Here is a 24,968-nt window from a genome sequence, read left to right on the forward strand (position 1 = left end):
ACGAGGTATGGCAATGCAGGTCTATGGCAGACGCAATTCGATCAACGTGCAGAAAGTGCTGTGGTGTCTCGCTGAACTGGGTTTCGAAGAAGGCCGGGAGTTTTCGAGGGTCGACGCGGGACTGGAGTACGGCGTGATCGACACGCCGCAATATCGTGCGCTCAATCCGAATGGCCTCGTGCCGACGCTCGTCGACGGCGAAAGTGTGTTGTGGGAGTCGAATACGATCGTCCGCTATCTGGCCGCGAAATATGACGCGCAGACGCTCTTGCCGTCCGAACCGGCTGCCCGTGCCGACGTCGAACGCTGGATGGACTGGCAGCTCGGCACGCTGTGGGCGACGTTGCGCGTCACGTTCCTGGGGCTGACGCGTGTGCCGGAGGCGCAACGCGATTACGACGCCATCAAGCGTTCATATCGTGAAGCAACGCGGCTTCTGGGCATCGTCGACGCGATTCTCGAAAAACACGACTATCTCGCGCAGGATCGTTTTACCGTGGCCGATATCGGCGTCGGCCTCGCGGCGCACCGCTGGGTGCAACTGGCTGAACGGTTCCCGGACACGTTGGGGGCGCAGCAGCCTTTGCCTTCGCTGGATCGGTGGCTTCAGGCGATCAAGGCGAGGCCGGCGTTTTCAGTGGCGGTCGCTTCGTAAGCGGCCTATCCGGGCGGCGAATCGTGGCGCGTGGTTCGCCGCCAGGCACTAGCATCAAGGTCCCTTGAAGCCGGGCGCACGCGCAGACTTGTATGGTCGTATGCGTTCGGCAGCTTCCTTGATCGCCGAATAATCTGATCATTGCCGCCGGAATCCCCACCCGGCCGCCTCCCTGATTCAACTCCCTCCATTCCCGCTGGGCTTCGGGTCAACCCGCATTGCCAAGCCACGTTCATGCGTCTATCTTTCTACATCATACGTATGACCTAGAGAGTATATTGTGGCAACTTTGCACAGGCAGGTCCTGAATCAGATGGGCGAGCAGATCTGTTCAGGCAAGTTCATGCCCGGCGACATTCTTCCCGCCGAGCCCGTGCTTGCCGAGCAGATGCAGGTGAGCCGCATCACCATCCGCGAGACGATGAAGTCGCTGTCCGCCAAGGGCATGCTTCAGGTGCGCCGCCGCTACGGCACGGTCGTGCTGCCGCGTTCGCAATGGCAGTTGTTCGACCCGGACGTGATCACATGGCGGGCGCGCGCGGGCGCTGTCGAGCCGGGCCTCATCGAAGATCTGATGGAGTTGCGCCTGATCATCGAGCCGAACGCGGCGCGGCTCGCCGCGAAACGCGCGACCGCGGAAGACCGCGTCGCGGTCCGGCGCGCGTTCAGGCTGATGGAGCGCGCGGTCGCCGGGCATGGCGAATACGTTCCCGCCGACCTGGCGTTTCACGGCGCCATTCTCACGGCCTGCCACAACCAGTTTGTCCAGCAGATGCAGAACGCGCTGTCGGCGATCCTGCGCACCAGCTTCGAGCTCAGCTCCGAGATCGAGGGTGGGCCCGCTCGTTCGCTGCCCATGCACGAGGCGCTGTGTGTCGCGATCGAGCAGGGCGACCCCGTGGCGGCGGAGCAAGCCGTGCTGACGCTGATCCAGCGCGCCGAGCAGGACTTCGAGGACCGTGCCGCGCTCGATCGCAGCGCTAACGAGAAGCCCGCCTGAAGAATCACCGGAACCAGATAACACGACCGCACGGGGCAGCCACTTAGGCGAACCGAACCGTTCAGAAGCGGCATCGTTGCATCCCAAACTTATTTATCGCGACTGTCATGACGACACGCGAGGGGCGCACTCGCGCCTTGTTATCGAACATCGAGAGGACACGTGCATGACACAGTTATTCGATCTGAGCGGCCGCACGGCGCTCATCACCGGCTCAGCGCGCGGCATCGGCTTCGCGTTCGCGGAAGGCCTGGCCACCGCCGGCGCCGATGTGATCCTGAACGGCACACGCGCCGACACGGTGGCTGAAGCCGTCGAGCGGCTCCGCGCCAAGGGCTTGAACGCACAAGGCCGCGCGTTCGACGTCACCGACGAAGCCGCCGTCGCCGAAGCCTTCGCGCAATGGGACAAGGACGGCGTGCCGATCGACATCGTGATCAACAACGCCGGCATCCAGTTTCGCAAACCGCTCGTCGACCTTGAACTGAGCGACTGGCAGCGTGTGATCGACACCAACCTCACGAGCGCATTCATTGTCGCGAAGCAGGCCGCGCGCCGCATGATTGCGCGCGGCACGGGCGGCAAGATCATCAACATCGGTTCGCTGACGAGCGAGGCCGGGCGCGCGACGGTCGGCGCCTATACCGCGGCAAAAGGCGGCATCAAGATGCTGACCCGCGCCATGAGCGCCGAGTGGGCGGCCGCGAACATTCAGGCCAATGCGATCGGTCCGGGCTACATCCTGACCGACATGAACAAGCCGCTGATCGAAAACGCCGCGTTCGATGCGTGGGTCAAGAACAGCAATCCTTCGCAACGCTGGGGCAAGCCGGAAGAACTGGTCGGCACGGCGGTGTACCTGGCGTCGCCGGCTTCGAGCTATGTGAACGGCCAGATCATTTACGTGGACGGCGGCTGGCTGGCCGTACTGTAAAGACAGATTCGCGCGGGTAGAGCACAACAGAAACACCGCCCGCGCCAGATAGTGAGTAAGCCGTACCGATCCGGAGACATCATGGAAAGCGTCAAATCCGTAGCACCCCAAAGATGGTGGTATCTGATGCCCATCATCTTCATCACCTATAGCCTCGCCTATCTCGACCGCGCGAACTACGGCTTCGCCGCCGCAGCGGGCATCGATCGCGATCTGGGCATCACGCACGGCACGTCGTCGCTGATCGGTTCGCTGTTCTTTCTCGGTTACTGCCTGTTTCAGGTGCCCGGCGCGATTTACGCGCAGCGCAATAGCGTGAAGAAGCTGATCTTTTTCAGCCTGATTCTCTGGGGGCTGTGCGCGGCGGCCACCGGCATGGTCAGCAACATTCCGATGTTGATGGTGCTGCGCTTCGTGCTCGGCGTGGTGGAGGCGGCCGTGATGCCGTCGATGCTGATGTACATCAGCCGCTGGTTCACCCGCAGTGAACGCTCGCGTGCCAATACGTTCCTGATTCTCGGCAATCCGGTGACTGTATTGTGGATGTCGGTGGTGTCGGGCTATCTGGTGCGCAGCTTCGGCTGGCGTGAAATGTTTGTCTTCGAAGGTGCGCCGGCGCTCATCTGGGCGGTCGTGTGGTGGTTCACGGTGAAGGATCGCCCGGCCGACGCGCCGTGGATGAGCTCCGCCGAAAAGACCGAACTCGACGCGCGCCTGAAAGCCGAGCAGGCTCATATCGCACCGGTGCGCGACTACAAAGCGGCGTTCCGCTCGTCGATCGTATTGAAGTTCTGCGCGATTCACGCGTTGTGGAGTATCGGCGTGTACGGCTTCATCATGTGGCTGCCGTCGATCCTCAAGGCGGCCTCCACGATCGACATCGTCTCGGTCGGCTGGCTCGCCGCCGTTCCGTATCTCGCGGCGATCATCCTGATGCTGCTCGCGTCGTGGCTCTCGGACAAGACGCGCAACCGCAAGCTGTTCGTCTGGCCGCTGCTGCTGGTGGGCACGATCGCGTTCGTGGCGTCTTACCTGATCGGCGGCTCGCATTTCTGGATCTCGTTCGCGCTGCTGGTCGTGGCGGGCGCAACGATGTACGCCCCGTACGGGCCGTTCTTCGCGCTGGTGCCGGAGTTGATTCCTGGCAACGTGCTGGGCGGCGCGATCGGTTTGATCAACGCGTGCGGCGCGCTCGGGGCGTTCGCCGGTTCATGGGTGGTGGGCTATCTGAACGGCGCGACCGGCAGCCCGGCGGCTTCTTATATTTTCATGGCGGGCGGCCTGCTGTCGTCCGTGATCCTGATGATGACCGTGCCGGCGAATTCCGACGAACATGCGAAGCGCGGAGCAGCGCTGTCGCTGCATCGCACGCAACACTAGTCGATCGAACTGATTGGCTGAAAACTGGCAGATAGAACATGGCAACCCTGATTACCGATGTAAAAGTCATCCTGACCGCGCCGGAAGGCATCAACCTGATCGTCGTGAAGGTGGAGACGAACCAGCCCGGTCTGTATGGCCTGGGATGCGCGACGTTCGCTTACCGGCATGTCGCGGTGCAGTGTCTGATCGAAGAATATCTGCGGCCGCTGCTGATCGGGCGCGATGCGGACGCGATCGAGGAACTCTGGCAACTGATGCATCAGAACGCGTACTGGCGCAACGGACCGATCGAGAACAATGCGATCTCCGGTGTCGACATGGCGCTGTGGGACATCAAGGGCAAACTGGCGAACATGCCGCTCTACCAGTTGTTCGGCGGCAAGTGCCGTGAAGGCGTGCCGATCTATCGCCACGCGGATGGGCGCGACCTGAACGAGTTGTGCGAGAACATCCAGAAGTATCGCGAGCAGGGCATCACGCACATCCGCTGCCAGAGCGGCGGCTATGGCGGCGGCGGTTTCGGCAAGGCGCCGGCGAGCGCGCCGCAAGGCGCGGCGGACGGCGTCTATCTCGACAGCCGGAAGTACATGCGCGACACGCTCAAACTGTTCGACGGCATTCGCAGCAAGATCGGTTTCGACGTCGCGCTGTGTCACGACGTGCATGAACGTTTGAAGCCGGTCGAAGCGATCCGCTTTGCGTGCGAACTGGAGCGCTACGAGCTGTTCTTTCTCGAAGATGCGATCGCGCTGGAGGAGGGGGAATGGATGCGTCAGCTGCGCGCCAAAACGACCACGCCGCTGGCGCAGGGCGAGCTGTTCAACAACCCCTACGAATGGCGCTTCATGATTACCGAGCGGCTGATCGACTTCATTCGCGTGCATCTCAGCCAGATCGGCGGGATTACCGCGGGACGCAAGCTGCAGATCTTCGCCGAGCAATTCGGCGTTCGAACCGCATGGCACGGCCCCGGCGACATGTCGCCGTTGGCGCATGCGGCGAATATTCATATCGATCTGGCGGCGCGCAATTTCGGCGTGCAGGAATGGTCGGGAACCGAGCCGCCGAATTTCGTGATCCAGGACCTGAAGGGGCCGAGAGCAGCGTTGCTCGATGTTTTTCCCGGCCTGCCCGAGTTCAGGCAGGGTCACGTGTACGCCAACGACAAGCCGGGCCTCGGCGTCGATATCGACGAAGCCGAGGCCGCGAAATATCCCTGCGAAAATAGCGTGACGATGTGGACGCAAACCCGCCTGAAAGACGGCACGCTGCAAACGCCGTGAAATACCCACTCTGACGCAATGGTGTGCACGGATCGTGACCTGGCAACGGGATCCGTGCGCCGGCGCTCCCGACGTTGCGCCGCAAAACGCAACTATGCGCGCATTGCGGAACAGTCTCTCCGCTACTGCAAGAGAAACGGCGCATTCCGAGCAAATGGATTTAAAAAACCCTCGTTGAACAGCCGTTCTTCATTGTAGTGGCAGCAGCAACAGTGAATTCAGGATTGGCGGATTTATCTCGCCGCGCTGGCCACCTACACTCCATCTACCGCTGCAACGACAGCCCTTGGCGCAGCGCGTAGAAAGACAATCTCTGGAGGTGGTTTCATGAAGTCGCTCATTCAAGCCGTTGCTATCGCCGTTGTTCTTGCCGCGCCGGTAGCCTCGTTCGCCCAGTCGTCCAATGACCCTGTATCGCAAGGCGCGCAAACGCAAGCCGCGGGCCGTCAAGATTCGGCTCAGGCCAATAACAGTGGATACGGTTCAGCCAGCGTCGGCACGTGGCAGGCAGGTCAAGGCAGCGATACGACGGTCAGCTCGTACTCGCCGCCGATTCGCAACGTGCGTTAAGCATCGCGCGTTAAGCATTTCACGAAAGCGCGCGGCGTGCCCCTCACCGCGCGCTAAATCAATTCTCTTCTTCTACGGCGTGCGCAACAGTGTCATCTCGTTGTGCAGCAGCGCCAGCAAATCATCATCGCTAGGCCGCGTGCCCCAATGCCGCGCGCCCGCCACTGACGCAATCGCGATCCACGAGTGAGGTGGAAACCATTCGCGCAAGAGTGCGCCGTCCTGACGCAAACACAATTGACCGGTCTGTTCGCTGTATTCGGCGCAGATCAGCGTGTCGTTGATGTGCGCGGTGACTCGTCTTGGATCGCTGCGTAGCAAATCGTCGCTCCTACAGAACGTGTGGCGCGAATGCGTGCGCGGCACGGCCGCGGCAACGACGCGGCCGCGGCCTATGCATCAATGATCGCCGTGGCCGTGTCCATGATCGCGGTCGTCGCCGTGACCATGCCAGCCGTTATCGTGACCGCGCCAGTCGCCGTGCGGACCCCGCGCTTCATGCCATTCGCGTCCGCCGCGATGACGCTCTTCCCACTCGCGCCGTTCCCAGTAGCGGTTGCCGTCGTAATAGCGCTCGCCGTACCAGCCGGGACTCACGACGACCACCGGCGGAGCCGGAGCATAGACCGGCGGTGGCGGCGGAGCGTACACGGGTTCGGGCGCATAGGCGACGCCCGGAATGCCGATGTTCACGCCCACATCGACGTGGGCCAGCGCGACCGACGATGCGCCGATTCCGAGACCTGCAATGATCGCCATGGACAGCCAGCGGTTTTGTGATTGCTTCATGTTTTATTTGCGGCTTCTACGATGGTGAGTGGAAAGTGCTGCGCGACTCGCGTTCAATAGCGATCGCGATCGTGATAGTGATTGTGGTAGCCGCCTTCCGGAACCACGATGCAACCGCCCAATGCACTGCCGAGCGTGACGGCCAGAATGACCAGCGCGAAAAATCTTTTCATGACATTGCTCCTGTTTCCTTGTGACCCGAACTCTACTGAGCCGCGGCATTTCCGGTGTGTTTGTGTGTAACAGGACGTGTCGATTGCGACGTATGCGGGCAACGCGTGCGTCGTGTGAATAGCGTGCGTGAATGTGCAGCGAGGAAAGGGGGCGGGGCGAGCGGCCGGATGTGCAAGCCATTGAACGCATTGTGGAAAAGACGAAGTGGCCAAGCGTCTCGCATGTTGCGGCGCGTCGAACGGCGCGTGTGTCGACGGCCGTCGGGCATGCCGCGGCGCGTGTCGTTACAGCTATGCCGTGCGGATACATTCGGTTGCAGACTAACTGCGCCGCCCCGCATCCTCGGCCGATTTATCGCACTGACAGCGCGTGCGCATGCGTTCGCGCGCCACGCGAGCCTCGATAGCGAACATGAGCGACAGCATCGTGACGATATCGGCGTCATCGCGTCCACGCGCGATCCTCATACCGTCGCGTGTGATAAGCACATGAAAAACAAGTGTTTTACGCGCGTCGCGGAGACTGGTTAGATCGCTGGATGGCTGACCACCAGCCACTTCAGTTCAATCGCATTCTTGCCGGTCAACGCTGGCCTTTCTCGTTCTCAATCGTCCTCACACCAGGAGTGGCATAGCATGTCGAATCTGAGTCTCGCGACGTCCAACGCACTGGACATTCATCCCGTCACCGGTCGTATCGGCGCGGAAATTCGCGGCGTACGGCTGTCGAGCCAACTCGAAGCGGCCACCGTCGAAGCGATTCGCGCGGCGCTGGTACGTCACAAGGTGATATTTTTCCGCGGCCAGACGCACTTGCAGGACGCCGATCAGGAAGCCTTCGCCAGGCTGCTCGGCGAGCCGGTTTCGCATCCGACGGTACCGGTGGTGGACGGCACGGACTATCTGCTCGAACTCGACTCGCATCGCGGCGGCCGCGCCAATTCATGGCACACGGACGTGACGTTCGTCGACGCTTATCCGCAGGCGTCGATCCTGCGCGGCGTGACGATTCCGGAAGTGGGCGGCGACACGGTGTGGGCCAACACGGCCACCGCGTACGACGATCTGCCGCCGCCGCTCAAGGCGCTCGCCGATCAGCTCTGGGCCGTGCACAGCAACGACTACGACTACGCGAATCACACCAGCGTCGGCGAGCGCGGCCGCGACGCCGAAGCGATCAGGCGTTACCGCGAGGCGTTCGTGTCGACGCGTTACGAGACCGAGCATCCGGTCGTGCGCGTGCATCCCGAGTCCGGCGAAAAGACGCTGATTCTCGGGCACTTCGTGAAGAGTTTCGTGGGTCTCGCGCCGAGCGCGTCGGCGCATCTGCTGGAACTGCTGCAAGGCTACGTGACGCGTCACGAGAACATCGTACGCTGGCGCTGGCAGGCCGGCGACGTCGCGATCTGGGACAACCGCGCGACCCAGCACTACGCGGTCAACGATTACGGCGACGCGCACCGCGTGGTGCGTCGCGTGACGCTGAAGGGCGACGTGCCGGTGAGTGTGGACGGCCGCCGCAGTTTCACGCGCAGCGTGCAGCCCAACCCGGCGGCGAAGGCGGCCTGACGGTCTGACGATCTAAGGTTCAGCCCGGCTCGGCGGCGATCTGTTCCGGCGCCGTCGTTTCGCGATAACCGAGCCGCGTCGAGATCGCGAGGCCCGACTTTTTGAGCAGCGCGACATAGTGCGACTTCGTGTCGGCGCCGCAGCGCATGGTCGGAAACGAAATCGACAGGCCGGCGATTACGCGGCCGAAGCGGTCGAACACCGGCACCGCGAGACACCGCAGACCTTCTTCCTGTTCCTCGTTATCCTCGCCGTAACCTTGCTCGCGCACGTGCGGCAGAATGTTCAGCACGGCCTCGGCGGAGGAGAGCGTCTTCTGCGTCGACTTGCGGAATTCGACGTGCGAGAGGACTTCGCGCGCATCGGCCGGATCCATCCACGCCAGCAACACCTTGCCGATCGCCGTGCTGTGCAGCGGATTGCGCCGGCCGATACGCGACTGCATGCGCAGCCCGTAGTCCGCATCGATCTTGTGAATGTAGATGATCGCGTCTTCGTCGAATGCGCCGAGGTGCACCGCCTCGCGCGTCGCTTCGCCGATGCGGCGCATTTCCACGTCGGCCTCGCGCACCAGATCGACGCTTTCCAGGGCCTTCGCGCCGAGTTCGAACAGGCGGATGGTCAACCGGTAGCGCTCCGTTTCCACTTCCTGCGTCACGTAGCCGAGCGCCTTTAGCGTCTGGATCACGCGGTGCACGGTGGTCTTCGACATGCCGAGCCGTTGCGACAGTTCGCTGATGCCGATCTGTCCGCTGTCGCCGATCGCGCCGAGAATCGCGAAGACGCGGCCGATGGACGAGGCCGATTCGCCCTTGTCGCCGCAGTCGGTGTTCTCCGCGTCTTGCGCCTGGGCGGTGCCGTCGTCTTTGCGCTGTTTACCTGTCGATGCCATTTCCGTGTTCCCTGTCTATCCGTTCCCGCGATGCCGGCATGCGCCGGCGAAGCGCCGAGAGCATACCGCGTCCGGCGCCCGCTGCCGAGTCAGCGCGCGAGCCAGCCGCCGTCCACCGCCAGTGTATGCCCATGCACGTAGTCCGAAGCCCGCGACGCGAGGAACACCACCGGTCCCGCGAGATCGTCCGGCGTGCCCCAGCGGGTGGCCGGAATGCGGCTGAGAATCTCGTCGTTGCGCTGGGCGTCGTCGCGCAGCGCGGCCGTGTTCGCGGTCGCCATGTAGCCCGGCGCGATCGCGTTGACGTTGATGCCTTGCGCCGCCCATTCGTTCGCGAGCAGTCGCGTGAGACCGAGCACGCCGCTTTTCGACGCCGTGTAGGAGGCGACGCGGATGCCGCCTTGAAACGACAGCATCGACGCGACGTTGATGATCTTGCCGCCGCTTTGCTGCTTCACGAACTGCCGCGCGGCGGCTTGCGAGAGAAAGAACAGGCTCTTCAGATTGACGTCCACCACGGCGTCCCAGTCGGCTTCAGTGAAATCGAGCGCGTCCTCGCGGCGGATGATGCCCGCGTTGTTCACCAGCACGTCGATGCGGCCGAACGCTTCGACCGCGGCGCGCACGATGTCCTCGACCGGCGCGATCGAGCCGAGATCGGCGCGCACGTCCGCGAACCGTCGCCCGCATGCTTCGACGCGCGCGGCGGTGTCGCCGGCGTCGGCGCGGCTCACGCCGACGATGTCGCAACCCGCGGCGGCGAGCGCGACGGCCATGCCGGCGCCGAGGCCCGTATTGCTGCCGGTGACGATGGCGACGCGGCCGGTGAGATCAAAGGGATTCACGATGTTCGAGCCCATGTCGTGCGGTCGTGGTTGCTGATGTGAAAAGGGCGGTCCATCAACGCAAATCCCGCACCGCGATGTGATCCATATCGCTGAACACCTGGTTTTCGCCGACCATGCCCCAGATGAACGTGTACGCCCGCGTGCCGACGCCGGAGTGAATCGACCAGCTCGGCGAGATCACCGCCTGCTCGTTGTGCACGAGAATATGCCGCGTCTCGTTCGGCTCGCCCATCATGTGAAAGACGGCGGCGTCGTCGGCGACGTTGAAATAGAAATACACCTCCATGCGGCGTTCGTGCGTATGGCACGGCATGGTGTTCCACAGGCTGCCCGGTTCGAGTTTCGTCATGCCCATGGAAAGCTGGCAGGTGGGCAGCACTTCGGGAACGATGAACTTGTAGATGGTGCGGCGGTTGCTCGTGGCCGGGTCGCCGAGGGTCTGCGGCGAGGCTTGCGCGAGCGAGATCGTGCGGGTCGGATACGACGTGTGGGCAGGCGCGCAGTTCAGGTAAAACTTCGCCGGACGCGCGGCGTCGTCACTACCGAAGGCGATGGCTTGCGTGCCTTGGCCGATGTAGATCGCCTCTTCGTTGCGCACCGTGTGGCGCGTGCCGTCCACGTCGACCCAGCCGTCGCCGCCGATGTTGATCGCGCCGAGTTCGCGCCGTTCCAGCAGATAGCTCACGCCGATCGCCTTGCCGAGCGACTCGGGCACCTCGACCGCGCGCGCCGCCGGCATCACGCCGCCGACGATGATCCGGTCGATATGGCTATAGGTCAGCTTCAGCGCATCGCGCTCGAACACCTGATCGACCAGAAACGCCTTGCGCAGCCCGTCGGTATCCAGCGTCTTCGCGTATTCGCTGTTGATGGCCTGTCTCACTTCCATTGTTCTTTCTCCGCTGGGGTTGTGGGCTCGACTGTAGCGCAGAAATACAGTTTCGGAACAGTGGTCCGAAAATATTGCGGCGCGACATGACGACTGGCAAGGCTTTGGAAGAACGCGCGGGTAAACGATGAGCGAGATTTCTGACGGAAACGGAACAGCGTTCCTTTCACGGTGCTATATTGCGCCGAAAGGGAGCAGCCCGGCGCGAGAACGGGACATTACCCAGGGTGAATTACCCAATAACTGGACGCGAAGTCCATGGAGGAGGCATGAAGCTCAAGAAGGCCATCGACCGCATTCCTGGCGGCCTGATGTTGGTGCCGTTGCTGCTCGGCGCCTGCGTCCACACATTTGCGCCGGGCGCGGGCAAGTACTTCGGCTCGTTCACCAATGGCTTGATCTCCGGCACCGTGCCGATTCTGGCGGTGTGGTTCTTCTGCATGGGCGCGACCATCGATCTGCGGGCGACCGGCACGGTGCTGCGCAAGTCGGGCACGCTGCTCGTAACGAAAATGCTCGTGGCGTGGATCGCCACCATTATCGCCTCGCACTTCATTCCGATCGACGGCGTCAAGGCCGGGCTCTTCGCGGGCCTTTCGGTGCTCGCGATCACCACGTCGATGGACATGACCAACGGCGGTCTCTACGCCGCGGTGATGCAGCAATACGGCACCAAGGAAGAAGCGGGCGCGTTCGTGCTGATGTCGATCGAATCGGGGCCGCTCGTCAGCATGATCATTCTCGGCGCGACCGGTGTGGCGTTCTTCGAGCCGCGTCTGTTCGTCGGCGCGGTGCTGCCGTTTCTGGTCGGCTTCACGCTGGGTAACCTGGATGGCGAGCTGCGCGAGTTCTTCGGCCGTTGCGTGCATCCGCTGATTCCGTTCTTCGGCTTTGCGCTCGGTAACGGCATCGACCTCAGCGTGATCGCGAAAAGCGGCCTGCCGGGGATCGTGCTGGGTCTCGGCGTGATCGTCGTGACGGGCATTCCGCTGATTTTCGCCGACCGCTGGATCGCGGGCGGCAATGGCGCGGCGGGGCTGGCGGCTTCGTCGACGGCGGGGGCCGCGGTGGCGAATCCGGCGATCATCGGCGAGATGATTCCGAGCTTCAAGCCGCTGGTGCCGGCCGCAACCGCAATGGTCGCGACGGCGTGTCTCGTGACCGCGATTCTGGTGCCGATCCTCACGGCGATGTGGGTGCGCCGGCATCATGCGCGCGATGCGTTACGCGAGGAATTCGCGGCGGCCGCGGCAGGCAATGCGCCGCCGCTGAATGAGCGGGACGTGCATGTGTAGAGCAGGCTGACGGCGGCTCGCTTGCGCGCTTGTACTTCAAGTCAGCGCAAGCGGGCCGCACGTCGGCGGTTTTATCGCGCCAGCTTCGCCTCGAGCATCGCCTTCACTTCACTCCATTCCTCATCGATGATGCTAAAGCGCACCGAGTTGCGCTTACGCCCATCCGGCATGATGCGTTCATGCCGAACCACGCCTTCCTGTTTCGCGCCGATGCGTAGAATCGCCGCGCGCGATTTCTCGTTGAGTTCGTCGGTGGTGAATTGCACGCGCACGCATTGAATCGCTTCGAACGCGTGGCATAGCAGCAGATACTTCGCTTCGGTGTTCACCGCCGAACGCTGCACCGATTCGCTTAACCACGTGTGCCCGATTTCGAGCTTGCGATTCACGCGGTCGATCTTCCAGAACCGCGTGCTGCCGACCAGCGCGCCGGTGTCGCGACGCACGATCACGAACGGCATCACGGTGCCGGCCGCGCGGCCTTCGAGCGCCGTCGCGATATAGCTGTCGATGGTGCCGGCTCCGGGCACCACGGTCAGCTTCATATTCCACAATTGCCCGTCCGCGGCGGCGCCGAGCAAAGCTTGCGCGTGTTCCCGCTGAAGCGGCCGCAGTTCCACGGTCTTGCCGGTCAGCGTGGGTTGCATGAGTGGTTGGTCGATATCGTTCATGGCAATAAAAAAGGTCCGCGATCGATGACTCGCGGACCCGGCACGGTGGTGTAAAAAGAGGCGGCCAGCAAGCCGCCTCTGTCCGTCTTAAACCGACATCACCGATACGGCCTTGGTGACCAGATAGCCTTCCATCGCTTCCGGGCCGCCTTCCGAACCGTAGCCCGAATCCTTCACACCGCCGAACGGCATTTCCGGCGACGGCGTAGCCGGCTGGTTGATCCACAGCATGCCGACTTCCAGTTGCTGCGACAGCAGATGCACGTTGGTGAACGACTTCGTGAACGCATAGCCCGCGAGGCCGAACGGCAGACGGTTCGCTTCGGCGATCGCTTCCTCCAGCTTGTCGAAGCCGCGGATCGCGGCGATCGGGCCGAACGGCTCGTTGTTGAACACGTCCGATTCGAGCGACACGTTGGTCAGCACGGTCGGCGCGAAGAAGTTGCCTTCCGAGCCTACGCGTTCACCGCCCGTTTCGACCTTGGCGCCGGTCTTGCGCGCGTCGTCGAGCACCTTGCTCATGGCCGTGAGGCGGCGTGCGTTGGCGAGCGGGCCGAGCGTGGTGCCTTCGGCGAGGCCGTCGCCGAGCTTCAGGCTTTCAGCGTGCTTGACCAGCGCCGCGGCGAATTCTTCGCGGATGCTGTTGTGCACGAGGAAGCGCGTCGGCGAGATGCAAACCTGGCCGGCATTGCGGAATTTCGCGCCGCCCGCGGCCTTCACGGCGAGCGCCACGTCGGCGTCTTCGGCCACGATCACCGGCGCATGACCGCCCAGTTCCATCGTCGCGCGCTTCATGTGCGAGCCGGCCAGTGCCGCCAGTTGCTTGCCGACCGGCGTCGAACCGGTGAAGGTGACCTTGCGGATCACCGGATGCGGAATCAGATAGCTCGAAATCTCAGCCGGGTCGCCGAACACCAGGCCGACCGTGCCGGCCGGCACGCCGGCTTCGACGAAAGCCTGCAAGAGCGCCGCCGGCGACGCCGGGGTTTCTTCCGGCGCCTTGACGAGGAACGAGCAGCCGCATGCAAGCGCGGCGCTCAGCTTGCGCACGACCTGGTTGACCGGGAAGTTCCACGGCGTAAAGGCGGCGACCGGGCCGATCGGTTCCTTCAGCACCAGTTGCTGCGCCGCGAGATTGCGCGACGGCACGATGCGGCCGTAGACGCGGCGGCCTTCGTCGGCGAACCATTCGATGATGTCAGCGGCCGCGAGCACTTCGATGCGCGCTTCGGCGAACGGCTTGCCCTGTTCCAGCGTCATCAGGCGGCCGATGTCCGAGGCACGCTCGCGCACCAGCGCGGCCGCTTTGCGCATGGTCGTGGCGCGCTCGTTGGCCGGCACCTTGCGCCAGGCTTCGAAGCCGCGCTGCGCGGCTTCGAGCGCGCGGTCCAGATCGGCGATGCCGGCGTGCGCCACTTTGCCGATGGCCTTGCCGGTAGCAGGATTGATGACGTCGAGGGTCTTGCCGCTGGCGGCGTCGCACCACTCGCCGTTGATCAGAAGTCGGGTATCGGTATAGTTCGAGGTTGCCATGCTGGGGTTCCTGTGTAGGGGAAAACGACAAGGCCGCGCGCTCATGAAACATTGGGCTGTATCTGCGCGGGCCCTGGATGGACTGCCGATAACCAAATAGTTTATCTGATTGCACGGAATCGCACCGGCGGGCCGCCCGCTTGCGGTGCGCGGCACGGCGCTTGCGACGCGGCTGTCGCGGCGGCGAAAAACCGGGCAAAGCAGCGCCGCGCAAAGAAGCGTAGAGTCGAGCGGCGGAGGCAGAATCCGGCGCACACCCGCGGCGGCGGGCGAAGCTCGGCGAATGCAGCCCAATCAACCCAGATGCACAGAGGAATCGACATGCCAACCGGTACAGTGAAATGGTTTAACGACGCGAAAGGTTTTGGTTTCATCACCCCCGACGACGGCGGCGAAGATCTATTCGCGCACTTCTCGGAGATTCGTTCCGAAGGTTTCAAGTCCTTGCAGGAAAACCAGAAGGTCAGCTTTGAAATCAAGCAGGGGCCGAAGGGCAAGCAGGCGGCGGATATCAAGCCGGTCTGACGTCATGGCCGGTTCGCGGGCGCAACGTGTGCGGCCGGCCATCATTGCGTGCGATCCACGCATTAAAAAAGCGCCTCGTTCACACGCGTGACATGAAGCGCCGCTAGCGGGATTTTGCCCGCTCGATCCTCCTTATTGCACCTATTCCTCCGCCTGTTTCGAAGCACATGGAACAGCGCCGCCGGCATCGTCAGTGCCCGCATTTTCCTTAAGGTTTCCTTCAGCTTTGCTCCGTAGTATTTGCGCGATTCCCCGCCGCCCGGCGGGCAATAGTTCCGATAGTCAGTTTGTCGACAGAGAACTGAAAGCGCCGATTCAAGGCTTGCTGGAGCATCCATGAAAACCCTGTTCTTGCAGGCGCCGTCGTATGACGGCTTCGATGGTGGCGCGGGTTCGCGCTATCAGGCCAAGCGTGAAGTCCGCTCGTTCTGGTATCCGACGTGGCTCGCGCAACCCGCCGCACTCGTGCCCGATAGCCGCGTGCTCGACGCGCCCGCCGACGGCCTCTCCGTCGAGGCCTCGCTCGACATCGCGCAGCACTACGATCTGGTGGTGATCCACACCAGCACGCCGTCCTTTCCCACCGACGCGCTATTCGCCGAAGACCTGAAAAAACGCAAGCCGTCGCTGCTGATCGGCATGGTCGGCGCGAAGGTCGCGGTCGATCCGCACAATTCGCTGACCGCGAGCGAGGCGATCGATTTCGTGTGCCGCGAGGAGTTCGACTTCACCTGCCAGGAAGTCGCGGAAGGCAAGCCGTTCGCGCAAATCAAAGGTCTCAGCTACCGCAACCGCGACGGTTCGATCGAGCACAACGAAGCGCGGCCGATTCTCGAGAACATGGACGAACTGCCGTTCGTGGCGCCGGTTTATAAACGCGATCTGAAGATCGACAACTACTTCATCGGCTATCTGAAGCATCCGTACGTTTCGATCTACACGGGCCGCGGCTGCCGTTCGAAATGCACCTTCTGTCTGTGGCCGCAAACCGTGGGCGGCCATCGCTACCGCACGCGTTCGGTCGAGAACGTGCTGGAAGAAGTGAAGTGGATTAGCGACAACATGCCCGAAGTCAAGGAGATCATGTTCGACGACGACACCTTCACCGACTTCAAGCCGCGCGTCGAGGACATCGCCCGCGGTCTCGGCAAGCTCGGCGTGACGTGGTCGTGCAACGCGAAGGCGAACGTGCCGTACGCGACGCTCAAGATCATGAAGGAAAACGGCCTGCGCCTGCTGCTGGTCGGCTACGAATCCGGCGACGACCAGATCCTGCTGAACATCAAGAAAGGCCTGCGCACCGACATCGCGCGCCGCTTCAGCGACGATTGCCGCAAGCTCGGCATCAAGATTCACGGCACCTTCATTCTCGGTTTGCCGGGCGAAACGCAGGACACGATCCAGAAGACGATCGAGTACGCGAAAGAGATCAATCCGCACACCATCCAGGTGTCGCTCGCCGCGCCGTATCCCGGCACGACGCTCTACAACCAGGCGGTCGAAAACGGCTGGCTCGAAGAGAACAAGGTGATCAACCTGGTGAGCAAGGAAGGCGTGCAGTTGGCCGCGATCGGCTATCCGCATCTGTCGCGCGATGAGATCTACCATCAGCTCGAAAACTTCTATAAGCGTTTCTATTTCCGCCCGTCGAAAATCTGGGAAATCCTGCGTGAGATGTTGACGAGCTGGGACATGATGAAACGGCGCTTGCGTGAAGGCGTCGAATTCTTCCGTTTCCTGCGCGCCCACGAGGCGTGAGCGCCGCGCATTGGGTCGCCGTCACGCTGGCCTATGCGTGCGCGGCGGGCGCGGCTTTCGGCGTCGGCTACACCGCGCTCGCCGGCGCGTTGATCGGCCGGTTCTTCGCGCGAGCGGTGTCCGAGCCGACTGCGTTTCCGCCGGTCACGATCGTCAAGCCGCTGCACGGCAACGAGTGGGCGTTGCTCGCCAATCTGTCGAGCTTCTGCCGTCAGGATTATCCTGGGCCCGTGCAATTCCTGTTCGGCGTGCACGACTCCGCCGACCCCGCGCTGCAAACCGTCGACGACCTGCGCCGTCTCTATCCCGACGCGGACATCACCGTGGTGGCCGACGCGCGCCTGTACGGCCCGAACCGCAAGATCAGCAATATCCTCAACATGCTGCCGCATGCGCGGCACGACGTGCTGGTGTTCGCCGACAGCGACGTGAGCGTCGGCGCGGACTATCTGCGCAACGTGATCGGCGAGTTGCAGAAGCCGGGCGTCGGTCTCGTTACCTGCGCGTATCGCGGACAGCCCGATCCGGGCTTCTGGCCGCGCCTGTCGGCCAAGGCGACCAACTATCAGTTCCTGCCGGGCGTCGTGACCGGTCTCGCGCTCGGACTCGCGCGCCCGTGCTTCGGGCAGACCATCGTAATGCGGCGCGATACGCTGGAAAAAATCGGCGGCTTTACACCGTTCGTGCGGCATCTGGCCGAAGATCACGCGATCGGCGAGGCGGTGCGCCTGCTCGGCGAGAAAGTCGTGATTCCGCCGTTCACGATCTCGCATGCATGCGTCGAATCGAGCGCGGCGCAACTGATCGCGCATGAACTGCGCTGGAGCCGCACCATTCGCCGCATCGATCCGCTCGGCCATTTCGGCTCCGCGCTGGTTCATCCGTTCGCATTCGCGCTGCTCGCGGTGGTCTGCTCGGCCGGCGCCTGGTGGGCGTGGTCGCTCGCGCTTGCCGCCGTGGGCGCGCGGCTCGCCTTGAAACTGCTGTCCGATCGCGCATTGAAGCAGGCGCATCGCGATCTGTGGCTGCTGCCGTTCTGGGATATCGTATCGTTTGCGATTTTCGTCGCGAGCTTCTGGTCGTCGCGTGTGATCTGGCGAGGCTTCAGCTTCAAGGTGGACGGCGACGGCCTGTTGTCGGCGGCACAGGACGAATGAACGGCAGCACGGATCGGTCATGATGCACAGCGTTTCTAAAGCAGCGGTGAACAGCATGGCAATGCGCGTGAGGCGCGCGCGCGAGGTGTGCGCGTGATGAAGCATCTTGGCCGTATGGCCGCATTAGCCGGCTTGCTGGCGTCGCTCTGGCTCGTCTGGCATGACAATCCCGGCGCCGTGCTCGACGCGCTGCGCGCGGCCGGCGCGGGACTGCTGCTGGCGGCGCTCGCGCACGCACTGCCGATGCTCGCCAATGCCTGCGACTGGCGTTCGCTGATTCGCGGCGCGAACCGTCCCGGTCTCGTCAATATGCTGCACCTCGTGTGGGTGCGCGAGTCGGTGAATAGCATGCTGCCGGTGGCGCGTATCGGCGGCGAAGTGGTGTCGTTTCGCATGCTCAAGCGCTGGGGCGTGCGGCCGTCCACGGCGGTGGGCAGCATCGTCGTCGATATGCAACTCACGGTGATCAGCCAGCTTCTCTTCACGATGGTCGGCATCGGCTTTCTGTTCGCGCATGCGCATTCCAATACGCTGCGGCTCGCCGGACAACTGGCATGGGGCGTGGTGGTGCTCACGCCGCTCTTGGTGCTGTTCGCGCTGGTGCAGCACGCGAGTCCGTTCGAGCGCATCACGCGCGCGCTCAATCATTTGACGAGCGGCAAGCTCGCGGCATTGGTCGGGCAGTCGGCGCAGATCGATCAGGCCATCAAGCTGATCTGGCGACGGCGTGGCGTGGTGCTGCGCTATCTGTTCTTCTGGCAACCGCTGCAGTGCTTTCTCACGTCGCTGGAAATCTGGCTGGCGCTGCACTTTCTCGGCGTGCAGGTCACGCTCGTGGAAGCGGTGGTGATCGAATCGCTGATCCAGGCGATCAGCAGCGCGGCGTTCTTCGTGCCGGGCGGTCTAGGCGTGCAGGAGGGCGGCTTCATTCTGATCGGCGGCGCACTGGGCCTCGACCCTTTCATCTGTCTCGCGCTGGCCGGCGCACGCCGGATTCGCGATCTCGTGATGTTCGTGCCCGGCCTGATTGCGTGGCAGTTCGCGGAGTCGTCGAACCGGGCGCCGGAGCGGGCGTTCGAGCGGGCGCCTTAACTCGCCTGCGCATAAGCCGGAAACGACACCTCGACCGCGAGCCCACGTTCGCCGATGCCTTTACCGAGATGCAGGCTCGCGCCGAAATGCTCCGCGATGCGCGCGACGATCGAAAGACCCAGCCCACTGCCGGTGGCCTGATTGCCGGTCGCGCGAAAAAAACGATTCGTCAGACGGTCGAGGTCGCCCGGCTCGACACCGGGGCCGTCGTCGCGCACGGTCACCTGCACGCGGTCTTGCGCGTGCTGCACCGCCACTTCGATGCTGCCGCCGGCGTGCCCGTACTTGATTGCGTTATCGAGCAGATTGTCGAGCAGGATGCCGATCAGCACGGGCTCGGCGTCGATCTCGGCGCGCAGGTCGCCGAGCAGCGTTACGTGAATGTCTTTCTGCTGCGCGTTGCGCTCGTTGGCGAGCAGCGCGTCTTTGGCCACCGTTGCCGGCTTGAGCGGCGCGGTCGAGATTTTTTCATGCACGTCCAGACGCGCGAGCAGCAGCAATTGCTCCGCGAGCCGCGCGCTGCGATCGACGCCTTGCACCACGCGCTCCATCGCCAGCCGCTGCCGCGTCGTGTCCGTTTCCGCCAGCGCGACTTGCGCCTGCACCTTGATCGCGGCCAGCGGCGTTTTCAGTTCATGCGCGGCGTCGGCGGTAAACGCGCGTTCGCGCTCCAGCGAATGCAGCAGACGCGACAGCAGCAGATTGATCGCATCGACGAGCGGGCGCACCTCGGTCGGCGCGCGGCCTATGTCGACCGGTTCCAGCCGGTTCACGTCGCGCGAACGGATGGCGCGCGAGAGCAGCCTGAGCGGCGCCAGACTCCAGCCGATGCTGAACCACACCAGCACCGCCAGCACCGGCAGCGCGACCAGTGTGGGGCGCGCGATGCGGCTCGCGACGCCGCTCACGAGGTCGCTGCGCGTATTGGCCGGTTCGAAGACGCGCACCGTATGGCCGAGCGCGGTGTCGCGCAAGGTGAACGAGTGATACATCTGGCCGCCGAGCTTGATGTCCTGCGTGCCGCTCACCGCTGGTGTGGGCAAATCCCACGCCTTGAGTTCGCGCAATTGCGGGCTGCCCGCCAGCACCGCGCCGTTCGGGTCGCGCACCTGGAACAGCGCATCGCGCGGCAGCGCGTCGTCGTCGTCGCTGTCGTTGGCGCCGGGCGCGCCGCCTTTTTCTTCCTCGCGCACGTCGATGCGCGCGTTGGCGAGCGTGGTCAGATTGCGCTGATCGAGGAGGGCGAGAATCTGCGCGAGTTCCGCGAGACGCGCCTCTTCCCATTCGGCGACTTCGCGGGTGGCCTGACGATAACTCGACACCAGCGCAATGCCCCAGACCAGCGCGATGCTGGTGAGGACCAGCAGCACGAGACGCCGGCGAATGGAGGCGCCCATCATTCTTTCTCCACCACGTAGCCGATATTGCGCACCGTTTTGATTAGCTTGGCGCCGAGTTTCTTGCGCAGATTGGACACGTGCACCTCGATCGCGTTGCTCTCGATTTCTTCCTGCCAGCCATACAGCGCTTCTTCGAGCCGCGAGCGCGACTGGGGAATCCCCTGGTTGGTCAGCAACTGCAACAGGATCGCCCATTCGCGCGAAGTGAGCGGCACGCGCGTCGTGCCCACTTCGACGGTTTGCGCGGCCGGGTTGACCGTCAGGTCCTGATAACGGATCTGCTCGACGCTACGGCCCTGCGCGCGGCGCAACAGGGCCCGGCAGCGGGCGATCAGTTCGGTCAGATCGAAGGGCTTGCCGAGATAGTCGTCGGCGCCCGCTTCGAGGCCGCCGACCCGGTCGACCACCGTGCCCCGCGCGGTCAGCACCAGCACCGGCACGTCCTTGCCCGAATCGCGCAGCCGTTTCAGCAGTTCCATCCCCGATACGCGGGGCAGGCCGAGATCGAGCAGCACCAGCGCGTAGGCGGTGGTGTCGAGCGCGAGACCGGCCTTGTGGCCGTCGCGCGCCCAGTCGACCGTGAAGCCCGCCTGACGCAGTCCCGCTTCGATACCGCAGCCGATCAGATCGTCGTCTTCTACGAGGAGTACGCGCATGAGTCTGTTATTTCCGTTCGATGTTTCATTGCACGGCAGCCGCGATATTTAAGCAAGCCCGCAACCGTATCCGAAGTTTAGCCATGCTGTTCATCACCCGCTTTATACGCTTTCTTCCTTAAGGTTTCCTTCAGCTTGGATCGCTACTATCGCCCCTCAACAGGTCACGAGACCCAGCCATGAAGCCAGCCACCGTCGACATGCTGCGCGCCCACCTGATGGTGGCCTCGCTCACCGCCATGGGCGCCGAGGTGCTCGCGTGCCTCGTGCTGCTGGTACTGCCGGTTTCGCAGAGCGCCCTCAGCTCAATGCCGTTCCGGCTGCTCGCCATTGCTGTGATTCTCAGCGGCGTGATCGTGACGCGCCAGTTCGCGCATGCCGCGTTCGAACTCGCGCGGCAGGGCCGCTTTGCCACGGGCGCGAGCCGGCCTTCGCGACCGGTCGCGATCGCCGTGGATTGTCCGCGGCGCTGGCTCGTGATTCTTCATCTGCGCCTGACCGGCAGGGCGTTCGTGCTGGACGAGCACTGACGGAACCGGGCGATGGCGGCGCACGCAGTGACGGCATGTCAATGGGTCCTGCTGGCTGTCTGCTCGAGCGCGTCGCTTTACGCGCTGCTGGCGGCGCTCGCGATGCCGTTTTTTGGCTCGCGCGGCGGCGCGGCGAGTCGCGCCGCTTATTCCCCTTCGCACGTTTCGCAACCGCAGCCGCTGCATCGCTTCGCGCGGGTCGGCGTCAGCGTGCTCAAGCCGCTGTGCGGAGCGGAGCCGCGTCTGTACGACAATCTGCGGACCTTTTGCGACCAGCGTCACGAGCATTTTCAACTCGTGCTCGGCGTGTCGTCGCCGGACGATCCCGCGCTTGCCGTGGTGCGCCGTCTGCAGGCAGCCTATCCCTTGCACGATATCGAACTCGCGATCGACACGCGCGTGCACGGCAGCAATCTCAAAGTCAGCAATCTGATCAACATGGCGGCGCGGGCACGCCATGAGGTGATCGTGATCGCCGACAGCGACATCGCCGTCGAAGCCGATTATCTCGACAGCGTGGCCGCGCCGCTCGCGGATCCGCGCGTGGGCGTGGTCACGTGTCTCTACGTGGCGCGCGGCATCGGCGGCTTCTGGGCGCGCGTGGGCGCGCTCTTCATCAACGAATGGTTCGCGCCGTCGGTGCGGGTCGCGCACGCGGCCGGCTCGCGCCGCTTCGGCTTCGGTGCGACGCTTGCTTTGCGGCGCGCGACGCTCGAACGCATCGGCGGTTTCGAGGCGCTGAAAAACTGTCTCGCGGACGATTACTGGCTGGCCGAACACGTGCGCGCCCTCGGCCTGCAAACCGTGCTCTCGCGCGTGATGGTAGCCACCGACGTGATCGAGCCAACGTTTTCCGCGTTGTGGCAGCGCGAAACCCGCTGGCTGCGTACGATCCGCTCGGTGAATGCGCCGGGTTTCGCGTTCCTCTTCATTACCTTTCCCACGCCCTGGATCGTGGCCGGCGCGTGGCTCAGCGCCGGCCTCGCGGCCACTTCGTCGGATGTGGTGCACGCGTGGGCCGCGTTCACGGGCGCGACCGGAGCGGCCGCGGGGCTCGCCGCGCGTCTGTTGATGCATCTGCGCTCGGCGCGTCGTGAGCGCACCTTCTGGCGCGATCTGCCGCTGGTGCCGTTGCGTGATACGTTGCTGGCGTTGCAGTGGTGCGCCGCTGTGTTCGGCTCGCATGTGACGTGGCGCGGCGCGCGCGTGCCGGTCGAGGCTTCGACGTCGAAGGCCGCGCGCAACGGCGCGGTGAGTGTGATGGATGTGATGGATGTGATGGAGGCGTCGGATGGCGGCTAAGCCACGCGCATTGATCGTGACCGCCGACGATTTCGGTCTGCACGCGCGAGTGAATCTGGCCGTGGAGCGAGCGCATCGCGACGGCGTGCTGAGCGCCGCGAGCCTGATGATCGGCGCACCGGCCGCGGGCGACGCGGTGGCGCGCGCCCGCGCATTGCCGCGCCTGCGTGTCGGCCTGCATCTGGTGCTGGCCGACGGCGACGCGCTCACGCCGCGCGCGGAGATTGCGGCGCTGCTCGACGAGCATGGCCGCTTCGGCGACAACATGGTGCGCGACGGCGTGCGGTTCTTCTTTTTACCGCACGTGCGCAAGCAGCTTGCGCGGGAAATTCGCGCGCAGTTCGATGCCTTTGCGCAGACCGGTCTGACGCTCGATCATGTCAACACGCACAAGCATTTTCATTTACATCCGACGGTGCTCGGACTGATTCTGGAGATCGGCCGCGAGTATGGAATGAAGGCGATGCGCTTGCCGTTCGAAGCGAACGCGCCGCTGTGGTTGCGGCCGTGGATTGCAGGCGTCAAGGCGCGTCTGGATCGCGCCGGCATTGCGCATAACGATTATGTGGTGGGGATCGCGAACAGCGGCCGGATGGATGAGGCAGCGTGGCTGGCGGCGCTCGCCGATCTGCCGCGTGGGGTGGGCGAGATTTACTGCCATCCCGCGGTGGCGGGGGAACGGGCGCTGAGCGACGGGATGAAGATGTACCGGCACGAGGATGAATTGCGCGCGCTGTTGTCGCCGAAGGTGGCGATGGCGATTCGTGCGGCGGGGGTGCGGGTTGGCGGGTTCGGGGATGTGCTGAAGGTGTAGGTTTGGTCACTTCGCCGACTGATCCGACTGTGCGCCCGCCGCGAGCCACGGGCGCGCAGAAGCGAATGCGGCGTATGCCAGCCCGGCTCGCGGGTGTCCGTGTCCAGTCTCAAAGCGCATGACGTCGGCGCGCCGGTGGGTCTTAAAACGTGACGGTGTTCAACACGCCACCACGTTTAGGCGCTGCGTTCGTTGCTCGACGAAAGCGCTGGACGTGGCTCATTCGACCCATCACCGGACGGCGCGCTCAGCGTCGCGTCCAGTTCCGACGCGCTCGACACTTGCCGCAACTCATCGGCGATGATGGACACGAGAGCATCCGCCGCGGCGCTCAACGGACGTCGCGGATGGCTCACGCACACGATATGCCGCACGATGCGCGGCGCGAGAATCGGATAGGCGCGCAGGCTGCCCAGGCGCACCGCGCGCTGCACGGCGATACGCGGCAGGATGGTCGCGAAGTGGGTCCTCTCCACCAGCTTCACGATCGTGCTCAACACGTCGATCTCGAAACGCGGCGCGAGCAGCACGTCTTCATGTTGCGCGGCCGTATCGAGCACGCCACGCAAGCCATGACGCTTGGTCGGCAGCACCAGCTCCAGTTCCGGCAATTGCGCGAGTTCAATGACGTGCGGCAACTCGGGGCCGTGCTCGGCGCTCGTCACCAGCACCATTTCTTCGTCGAGCAAGGGCTGCGCGTCGAGTGACAGGCGTGCGCGCGGTTTGTTGATCAGCGCCGCGTCGAGCTGTCCGCCCGCCACCCAATCGATGAAAGTCGCGGTGTAGCCGTCCGCCACGGTCACTTCGACATGCGGATAACGCGCGTGGAAACGCGAAAGTGCATCGGCCAGCACGCTTTCCGTGACGGATGCGATCAGTCCGATCGACACATGGCCCGTCACCACCTCATCGCGCTGCACGAGTTGCTGACGCGCGTGCGCAAGGTCGCGCATGATCGGCAGAAAGAGCCGGTACATGAGGCGGCCGGCGGCTGTCGGCGCCATGCCGTGCGCGTTGCGCTCGAAGAGCTGCTGGTGCAGTTCGTCTTCGAGCTTGGCGATCTGCATGCTGAGCGCGGGCTGCACGATGTTCAGGCGTTTCGCCGCCCGCGTGACCGAACCGTCCTCGAAGAGCGCGATGAAATACTGGATTTGCCTGAGGTCCATGTTGGTATGAATAAAACATCAGCAAACGTAATGAGAATGGCGCGCCGTATCAGACAAAGACAGGAACCGCGCTCCACCAATGCT

25 protein-coding genes are annotated in these 24,968 nt (G+C 63.8%); 15 read left to right on the plus strand and 10 right to left on the minus strand.

Annotated features, from left to right (window positions below):
- Positions 1-13: 13 nt before the first annotated feature.
- From PQR54_RS23260 to PQR54_RS23285, 6 genes are all read left to right on the plus strand, one after another.
- Positions 14-655 carry a glutathione S-transferase family protein gene (locus tag PQR54_RS23260; RefSeq protein ID WP_408249723.1) on the plus strand — a complete coding sequence of 214 codons (642 nt, stop codon included), beginning with the start codon at positions 14-16 and terminating at the stop codon, positions 653-655.
- 280 nt (positions 656-935) lie between these two features.
- Positions 936-1,655, plus strand: coding sequence for a FadR/GntR family transcriptional regulator (locus tag PQR54_RS23265; protein ID WP_408249725.1), 720 nt, complete (start codon positions 936-938; stop codon positions 1,653-1,655).
- A gap of 166 nt (positions 1,656-1,821) precedes the next feature.
- The gene (locus PQR54_RS23270; RefSeq protein ID WP_408249727.1) at positions 1,822-2,589 is read left to right on the plus strand and encodes an SDR family oxidoreductase; all 768 of its coding nucleotides are present in this window, start codon (positions 1,822-1,824) and stop codon (positions 2,587-2,589) included.
- A gap of 81 nt (positions 2,590-2,670) precedes the next feature.
- Positions 2,671-3,969: an MFS transporter gene (locus PQR54_RS23275; RefSeq protein ID WP_408249729.1), complete on the plus strand. Its 1,299-nt coding sequence runs from the start codon at positions 2,671-2,673 to the stop codon at positions 3,967-3,969.
- Positions 3,970-4,007: 38 nt separating this feature from the next.
- Positions 4,008-5,255 carry an enolase C-terminal domain-like protein gene (locus PQR54_RS23280; protein ID WP_408249731.1) on the plus strand — a complete coding sequence of 416 codons (1,248 nt, stop codon included), beginning with the start codon at positions 4,008-4,010 and terminating at the stop codon, positions 5,253-5,255.
- 327 nt (positions 5,256-5,582) lie between these two features.
- Positions 5,583-5,825 carry a hypothetical protein gene (locus PQR54_RS23285; protein WP_408249733.1) on the plus strand — a complete coding sequence of 81 codons (243 nt, stop codon included), beginning with the start codon at positions 5,583-5,585 and terminating at the stop codon, positions 5,823-5,825.
- A 72-nt stretch (positions 5,826-5,897) separates the two neighbouring features.
- Here PQR54_RS23285 and PQR54_RS23290 read toward each other — a convergent pair whose 3' ends face one another.
- Both PQR54_RS23290 and PQR54_RS23295 read right to left on the minus strand, forming a co-directional pair.
- Positions 5,898-6,146 (minus strand): hypothetical protein, encoded by a 249-nt coding sequence (locus PQR54_RS23290; RefSeq protein WP_106314263.1) that lies wholly within the window; start codon positions 6,144-6,146, stop codon positions 5,898-5,900.
- 78 nt (positions 6,147-6,224) lie between these two features.
- Positions 6,225-6,614, minus strand: coding sequence for a hypothetical protein (locus PQR54_RS23295; RefSeq protein ID WP_408249735.1), 390 nt, complete (start codon positions 6,612-6,614; stop codon positions 6,225-6,227).
- A gap of 809 nt (positions 6,615-7,423) precedes the next feature.
- On the opposite strand from PQR54_RS23295, the gene PQR54_RS23300 reads away from it, so the two are divergent.
- Positions 7,424-8,356 (plus strand): TauD/TfdA dioxygenase family protein, encoded by a 933-nt coding sequence (locus tag PQR54_RS23300; RefSeq protein WP_408249737.1) that lies wholly within the window; start codon positions 7,424-7,426, stop codon positions 8,354-8,356.
- 19 nt (positions 8,357-8,375) lie between these two features.
- Here the strand turns inward: PQR54_RS23300 and kdgR are convergent, their stop codons facing one another.
- From kdgR to kduI, 3 genes are all read right to left on the minus strand, one after another.
- Complete coding sequence (gene kdgR / locus PQR54_RS23305) at positions 8,376-9,248, minus strand: DNA-binding transcriptional regulator KdgR (RefSeq protein WP_408249739.1); 873 nt, start codon at positions 9,246-9,248, stop codon at positions 8,376-8,378.
- 89 nt (positions 9,249-9,337) lie between these two features.
- On the minus strand, positions 9,338-10,108 hold the full coding sequence (kduD, locus tag PQR54_RS23310; RefSeq protein WP_408249741.1) for a 2-dehydro-3-deoxy-D-gluconate 5-dehydrogenase KduD: 771 nt from the start codon (positions 10,106-10,108) through the stop codon (positions 9,338-9,340).
- Between the two features lie 40 nt (positions 10,109-10,148).
- Positions 10,149-10,985: a 5-dehydro-4-deoxy-D-glucuronate isomerase gene (kduI, locus tag PQR54_RS23315; RefSeq protein ID WP_408249743.1), complete on the minus strand. Its 837-nt coding sequence runs from the start codon at positions 10,983-10,985 to the stop codon at positions 10,149-10,151.
- Between the two features lie 269 nt (positions 10,986-11,254).
- Between kduI and kdgT the strand changes: the two genes are divergently transcribed.
- Positions 11,255-12,280 carry a 2-keto-3-deoxygluconate transporter gene (kdgT, locus tag PQR54_RS23320; protein WP_408249745.1) on the plus strand — a complete coding sequence of 342 codons (1,026 nt, stop codon included), beginning with the start codon at positions 11,255-11,257 and terminating at the stop codon, positions 12,278-12,280.
- A gap of 71 nt (positions 12,281-12,351) precedes the next feature.
- Here kdgT and PQR54_RS23325 read toward each other — a convergent pair whose 3' ends face one another.
- Together PQR54_RS23325 and PQR54_RS23330 are read right to left on the minus strand one after the other, a co-directional pair.
- A complete protein-coding gene (locus PQR54_RS23325; RefSeq protein ID WP_408249747.1) occupies positions 12,352-12,951 on the minus strand; it encodes a GNAT family N-acetyltransferase in 600 nt (199 codons plus the stop codon).
- Positions 12,952-13,038: 87 nt separating this feature from the next.
- Entirely contained in the window at positions 13,039-14,484 is a 1,446-nt protein-coding gene (locus PQR54_RS23330; protein ID WP_408249749.1) for an NAD-dependent succinate-semialdehyde dehydrogenase, read from the minus strand.
- A 321-nt stretch (positions 14,485-14,805) separates the two neighbouring features.
- On the opposite strand from PQR54_RS23330, the gene PQR54_RS23335 reads away from it, so the two are divergent.
- From PQR54_RS23335 to PQR54_RS23350, 4 genes are all read left to right on the plus strand, one after another.
- Positions 14,806-15,009 (plus strand): cold-shock protein, encoded by a 204-nt coding sequence (locus PQR54_RS23335; protein WP_007181784.1) that lies wholly within the window; start codon positions 14,806-14,808, stop codon positions 15,007-15,009.
- Between the two features lie 336 nt (positions 15,010-15,345).
- A complete protein-coding gene (gene hpnJ / locus PQR54_RS23340) occupies positions 15,346-16,767 on the plus strand; it encodes a hopanoid biosynthesis associated radical SAM protein HpnJ (protein ID WP_408249751.1) in 1,422 nt (473 codons plus the stop codon).
- On the plus strand, positions 16,764-17,924 hold the full coding sequence (hpnI, locus tag PQR54_RS23345) for a bacteriohopanetetrol glucosamine biosynthesis glycosyltransferase HpnI (RefSeq protein ID WP_408249753.1): 1,161 nt from the start codon (positions 16,764-16,766) through the stop codon (positions 17,922-17,924). Before hpnJ ends, hpnI (PQR54_RS23345) begins: the two co-directional genes overlap by 4 nt.
- A gap of 96 nt (positions 17,925-18,020) precedes the next feature.
- Entirely contained in the window at positions 18,021-19,016 is a 996-nt protein-coding gene (locus PQR54_RS23350) for a flippase-like domain-containing protein (RefSeq protein ID WP_408249930.1), read from the plus strand.
- On the opposite strand, the gene PQR54_RS23355 is transcribed toward PQR54_RS23350, so the two are convergent.
- Positions 19,013-20,416, minus strand: coding sequence for an ATP-binding protein (locus PQR54_RS23355; RefSeq protein WP_408249755.1), 1,404 nt, complete (start codon positions 20,414-20,416; stop codon positions 19,013-19,015). The genes PQR54_RS23350 and PQR54_RS23355 overlap by 4 nt on opposite strands.
- Positions 20,413-21,072 carry a response regulator transcription factor gene (locus PQR54_RS23360; RefSeq protein WP_408249757.1) on the minus strand — a complete coding sequence of 220 codons (660 nt, stop codon included), beginning with the start codon at positions 21,070-21,072 and terminating at the stop codon, positions 20,413-20,415. Before PQR54_RS23360 ends, PQR54_RS23355 begins: the two co-directional genes overlap by 4 nt.
- A 179-nt stretch (positions 21,073-21,251) precedes the next feature.
- Between PQR54_RS23360 and PQR54_RS23365 the strand changes: the two genes are divergently transcribed.
- Genes PQR54_RS23365 through hpnK form a run of 3 tightly spaced genes read left to right on the plus strand, consistent with a single transcriptional unit; the run spans position 21,252 to position 23,718 of the window.
- Positions 21,252-21,602 (plus strand): hypothetical protein, encoded by a 351-nt coding sequence (locus tag PQR54_RS23365; RefSeq protein ID WP_408249759.1) that lies wholly within the window; start codon positions 21,252-21,254, stop codon positions 21,600-21,602.
- Between the two features lie 12 nt (positions 21,603-21,614).
- Complete coding sequence (hpnI, locus tag PQR54_RS23370) at positions 21,615-22,904, plus strand: bacteriohopanetetrol glucosamine biosynthesis glycosyltransferase HpnI (protein ID WP_408249761.1); 1,290 nt, start codon at positions 21,615-21,617, stop codon at positions 22,902-22,904.
- Entirely contained in the window at positions 22,894-23,718 is an 825-nt protein-coding gene (gene hpnK, locus PQR54_RS23375; RefSeq protein ID WP_408249763.1) for a hopanoid biosynthesis-associated protein HpnK, read from the plus strand. Before hpnI (PQR54_RS23370) ends, hpnK begins: the two co-directional genes overlap by 11 nt.
- Positions 23,719-23,894: 176 nt before the next feature.
- Here hpnK and PQR54_RS23380 read toward each other — a convergent pair whose 3' ends face one another.
- Entirely contained in the window at positions 23,895-24,884 is a 990-nt protein-coding gene (locus tag PQR54_RS23380; RefSeq protein WP_408249765.1) for a LysR family transcriptional regulator, read from the minus strand.
- Between the last annotated feature and the right edge of the window lie 84 nt (positions 24,885-24,968).

The organism is Paraburkholderia phytofirmans (assembly GCF_046028095.1).
Classification (GTDB): domain Bacteria; phylum Pseudomonadota; class Gammaproteobacteria; order Burkholderiales; family Burkholderiaceae; genus Paraburkholderia; species Paraburkholderia phytofirmans_A.

What these genes read in the sequence shown, in the direction of transcription:
- PQR54_RS23380 (WP_408249765.1), bottom strand. Translation starts at nt 24,884, where the DNA reads ATGGACCTCAGGCAAATCCAGTATTTCATCGCGCTCTTCGAGGACGGT.
- PQR54_RS23280 (WP_408249731.1), top strand. Translation starts at nt 4,008, where the DNA reads ATGGCAACCCTGATTACCGATGTAAAAGTCATCCTGACCGCGCCGGAA.
- PQR54_RS23295 (WP_408249735.1), bottom strand. Translation starts at nt 6,614, where the DNA reads ATGAAGCAATCACAAAACCGCTGGCTGTCCATGGCGATCATTGCAGGT.
- PQR54_RS23275 (WP_408249729.1), top strand. Translation starts at nt 2,671, where the DNA reads ATGGAAAGCGTCAAATCCGTAGCACCCCAAAGATGGTGGTATCTGATG.
- hpnK (WP_408249763.1), top strand. Translation starts at nt 22,894, where the DNA reads ATGGCGGCTAAGCCACGCGCATTGATCGTGACCGCCGACGATTTCGGT.
- kdgT (WP_408249745.1), top strand. Translation starts at nt 11,255, where the DNA reads ATGAAGCTCAAGAAGGCCATCGACCGCATTCCTGGCGGCCTGATGTTG.
- hpnI (WP_408249761.1), top strand. Translation starts at nt 21,615, where the DNA reads ATGGCGGCGCACGCAGTGACGGCATGTCAATGGGTCCTGCTGGCTGTC.
- kdgR (WP_408249739.1), bottom strand. Translation starts at nt 9,248, where the DNA reads ATGGCATCGACAGGTAAACAGCGCAAAGACGACGGCACCGCCCAGGCG.
- kduI (WP_408249743.1), bottom strand. Translation starts at nt 10,985, where the DNA reads ATGGAAGTGAGACAGGCCATCAACAGCGAATACGCGAAGACGCTGGAT.
- PQR54_RS23300 (WP_408249737.1), top strand. Translation starts at nt 7,424, where the DNA reads ATGTCGAATCTGAGTCTCGCGACGTCCAACGCACTGGACATTCATCCC.
- PQR54_RS23285 (WP_408249733.1), top strand. Translation starts at nt 5,583, where the DNA reads ATGAAGTCGCTCATTCAAGCCGTTGCTATCGCCGTTGTTCTTGCCGCG.
- PQR54_RS23260 (WP_408249723.1), top strand. Translation starts at nt 14, where the DNA reads ATGCAGGTCTATGGCAGACGCAATTCGATCAACGTGCAGAAAGTGCTG.
- PQR54_RS23325 (WP_408249747.1), bottom strand. Translation starts at nt 12,951, where the DNA reads ATGAACGATATCGACCAACCACTCATGCAACCCACGCTGACCGGCAAG.
- PQR54_RS23355 (WP_408249755.1), bottom strand. Translation starts at nt 20,416, where the DNA reads ATGATGGGCGCCTCCATTCGCCGGCGTCTCGTGCTGCTGGTCCTCACC.
- PQR54_RS23270 (WP_408249727.1), top strand. Translation starts at nt 1,822, where the DNA reads ATGACACAGTTATTCGATCTGAGCGGCCGCACGGCGCTCATCACCGGC.
- PQR54_RS23335 (WP_007181784.1), top strand. Translation starts at nt 14,806, where the DNA reads ATGCCAACCGGTACAGTGAAATGGTTTAACGACGCGAAAGGTTTTGGT.
- PQR54_RS23350 (WP_408249930.1), top strand. Translation starts at nt 18,021, where the DNA reads ATGAAGCATCTTGGCCGTATGGCCGCATTAGCCGGCTTGCTGGCGTCG.
- kduD (WP_408249741.1), bottom strand. Translation starts at nt 10,108, where the DNA reads ATGGGCTCGAACATCGTGAATCCCTTTGATCTCACCGGCCGCGTCGCC.
- PQR54_RS23330 (WP_408249749.1), bottom strand. Translation starts at nt 14,484, where the DNA reads ATGGCAACCTCGAACTATACCGATACCCGACTTCTGATCAACGGCGAG.
- hpnJ (WP_408249751.1), top strand. Translation starts at nt 15,346, where the DNA reads ATGAAAACCCTGTTCTTGCAGGCGCCGTCGTATGACGGCTTCGATGGT.
- PQR54_RS23360 (WP_408249757.1), bottom strand. Translation starts at nt 21,072, where the DNA reads ATGCGCGTACTCCTCGTAGAAGACGACGATCTGATCGGCTGCGGTATC.
- PQR54_RS23365 (WP_408249759.1), top strand. Translation starts at nt 21,252, where the DNA reads ATGAAGCCAGCCACCGTCGACATGCTGCGCGCCCACCTGATGGTGGCC.